This window comes from Endozoicomonas sp. SESOKO4 (assembly GCF_024606275.1).
In genome coordinates, this window is record NZ_JAHHPS010000409.1 from 1 (window position 1) to 3,438 (window position 3,438).

Genomic DNA, 3,438 nt, shown 5'->3' on the forward strand with positions numbered 1-3,438 from the left:
AGTCAACCTGTCCCGTATTGCCCGAACTATGGGGCGCGGTACCGAGATCGACTCCGGGCGTAAACGTCTCAAGCGCTTCTTCTCCCGCAGTGGCATGGAGCTTGATGATATGGCGAGTACTCACTCTTCCTTTTATATCAAGATTCGTTACGAAATTGTCCCTCTACAGAGGCCATCATCACTGGTTCACATAGGCATACTTGCGCTTTCTATGTCTTCTTTTGTGGTTTTCCAAAGCTTGATCATTCTTGTAAACCTTCTCGCATGGCGGCGGCTGGCTATCCCCCCCGACTACTTCCAGTGCGCAAGTTGGTTGCTTGGTGTGGCTTTTTCTTTTGTGATTCGACAGGGCAACGGCAGTCTTACAGACCGTCCCGCATGGTCGCGGCTGGCCATCCACCCCGACCACTGTTACATCGCAGGTTTGTTGCCCTGAGTGGTCTCTTCTTTTGTGATCCGACAGGGCTTGGGCATTCTTGCAGATCTTCCTGCATGCTCGCAGTTGGCCATCTTCCGAGACTACTGGTAAGTTACAGGTCTTTTGCCCGGTGTGGTATTTGCTTTTGTGAGACGATAGAGATAAATCATTCTTACAGACTCTTCCGCATGGAAGTGGTTTGCCATCCTCCCCGATCACTGTCAAGCCACAGGTTTTTTGCGTGCTGTGGTCTCTTCTTTTGTGATCTGACAGGGCTTGATTATTCTTGCAGATCTTCCCGCATGCTCGCAGCTGGCCATCCTCTGAGACCACCGTTACGTCACAGATTTTTTGCCCGGTGTGGTATCTGCTTCTATGAGTCGACAGGGATAAAGCATTCTTGCAGACTGTTTCGCATGGACGTGGTTTGCCATCTTCCCCGATCACTATCAAGTCACAGGCTTTTTGCGCGCTGTGGTCTTTTCTTTTGTGATCTGACAGGCTTTCGGCACTCTTGCAGACCATTCTGCAAGGTATCTGCTGGCCATCCTCCCCAATCACAGTCTCGTCACAGATCCGTTGTACGGCGTGGCTTCTTCTTCTGTGATCCGACAGGACTTTAGCATTTTTACAAAGCGTCCCGCAGTAATGCGGTTGGCTATCTTCTCTGGTTACTATCTCGTTACAGATTTTTTGCCCGGTATGATATCTGCTTCTGTGAGCCGAGAGGGCTTTGGTACTCTTGCACATTTTTCCGCATCGACGCGTCCGGTTATCCTCTCCGACAATGATCACGTCACAGCTTAGTTGCCCGGTAGTGCCGGTTTTACAGGTTGCCCCTGTACTCACTGAATCTGAGGAAGTCTTGTCTGAGAAGATCCCGTCTATAGAGTTGCTGTTAGTGACTGTGTTGCCAACAATGCCATGCGACTGTCGTTGTAATGGTTGGTCAGAAACGCATTGAATTTCAATGTCAAAGAGATAATCCAACATATCGAAAGGTGGACTTTGTTGAGGGCCTTCAGTGTCTGAAGGATTCAAATTAGCAGTGCAACCAAGGCAGAGTCCATGCGCCAAATGGTGGCATGAGCTTTCTGAGGAATTCAGTGACCATTCAGTGGGTTCTCTGCTGTCGGTTGATGATCTGAAACTACAAACGCCATTACAGGGAAAAACGAAACAATTTAAACCTAAATTATGTGTGTGTGTTTGGGGGCCTCCGTTACCGCCGGCAGAGCCAGAACGCAGGAGGCTAGTGAAAGAACTTGCAGGGTGAGTTGTTGCACGTGGGGTATTTTGCCCCGATGATTCTGATGACGAGTTTGGTTGTTGGTTATGTCCGGAGTCCAACATCATTGTGAAGGTAACAAATGGATAATCCCACTGTGTCAGCATAGATGTAGTCTTTTGTTCTTCAATCGGTTTAAACAGGGGGGGATTGTGGTTCCAATAGCTTTTTAAAAGCCAGGCGACAGCAACAACTGCAACTACTTCCCTGGGTAGCCATGAATAAGGGGCGGGGCTCAAAGAGCCGTCTTGGGGGATCAGGATCCGTTCGTAACCCACGAGCAGGCGAGAGGCGAAGAGCCATTGCCACGAAATCCACTCAATAAGGGTCGTTCTTTCTCGATAACTATCCGGGTTGTGTTGTTTGTCATCAGGCGGTGAATATGATCCTGCATGGTCGTATGTGTCGGCAACGTCTGACGGGTTATACGGCAAGGTATGCAGGCCAAGCTTCTTAAAAAAGCTCTGGTTTGGAAAAACTGCTCTCTTTTCAGGCTCGACAATAAATCGTCCTGTCAACGGTTTGGCCTGGCAGATGACAGGCAGCGACATTAGCAACAACAGCAGTGCTACAAAGAGTGAGTGTTTAAAAATTCTATCCATCTAAGGCTTACGTTTGCGATGTAATCTTTTGTGATCTGACAGGACTCTGGAATTCTTGAAGACCGTCCCGCATGGCTGCAGCTGACCATCCTCTCCGACCACGGTCATGTTACAGGTTTGTTGCCGGGTATGTTTTCTTCTTTTGTGAGCCGACAGGGCTCTGGCATTTTTACAGACCGTCTCGCATGGCCGCGAATTGCCATCCTCACCGACCAAAGTCACGTCACAGGTTTTTTGCCCGGTGTGGCCTTTACTTTTGTGATCCGATAGGGCTTTAGCATTCTTATAGACCATCCCGCATGGTCGCTTCTGGCCATCTCCTCCGACTAGTGTTACATCGCAGGTTTTTTGCCCCGTGTGGTCTATCCTTTTGTGATCTGTCAGGACTTTGGCATTCTTGCACACCATCCCGCAGGGTCGCTGCTGGCCATCCTCTCCGACCACTGTGACAGCACAGGTTTTTTGTCCTGAGTGGCTTCCTCTTTTGTGATCCGACAGAGCTTGAGCATTCTTGCAGATCTTCCCGCAAACTCGCAGCCGGCCATCCTCTGAGACCACTGTTTCGACGCAGGCTCTCTGTCCGCTGTGATATCTGGCTCTGTGAGCTGATAGAGATAAAGCATTCTTGCAAACTGTCGTGCATGGACGTGATTGGCCGTCGTCCCCGATTACTGTCAAGTGACAGGCTTGTTGCATGCTGTGGTCTTTTCTTTTGTGATTTGAAAGGCTTCTGGCATTTTTAAAGACTTTTTCGCATGGACGTGATTGGCCGTCTTCCCCGATCACTGTCAAGTCACAGGTTTTTTGACCGGTGTGATATTTGCTTCTGTGATCTGAAAGACTTTTAGCATTTTTGCAGACCTCCCCGCATGGTCGCTGCTGGCCATCTCCCCCGATTACTGTCTCGTCACAGATTCTTTGCCCGGTGTGATATCTGCTTTTGTGAACCGACAGGGCTTTGGCACTCTTGGAGATAATCCCGCATAGACGTGGCTGACCATCCCTACCGATCACTGTAAAGTCACAGGTTAGTCGCTGCTCGTTAAGATAAGTTTTGAAGGTGGCCACTGCATTCATTGAGCCATGGGATTCCTCATCTGAAGAGTCATTGTCTGTAGAGTCTTCGTCTG

General features: G+C 49.3%; 2 protein-coding genes. Both read right to left on the bottom strand.

All coding sequences use genetic code 11. The features are described from left to right. Positions 1–178: 178 nt before the first annotated feature. Positions 179–2,308: a hypothetical protein gene (locus KDK16_RS08015; RefSeq protein ID WP_257275508.1), complete on the bottom strand. Its 2,130-nt coding sequence runs from the start codon at positions 2,306–2,308 to the stop codon at positions 179–181. After that, a partial coding sequence (locus tag KDK16_RS08020) for a hypothetical protein (protein WP_257275509.1) occupies positions 2,309–3,438 on the bottom strand: 1,130 nt, incomplete at its 5' end.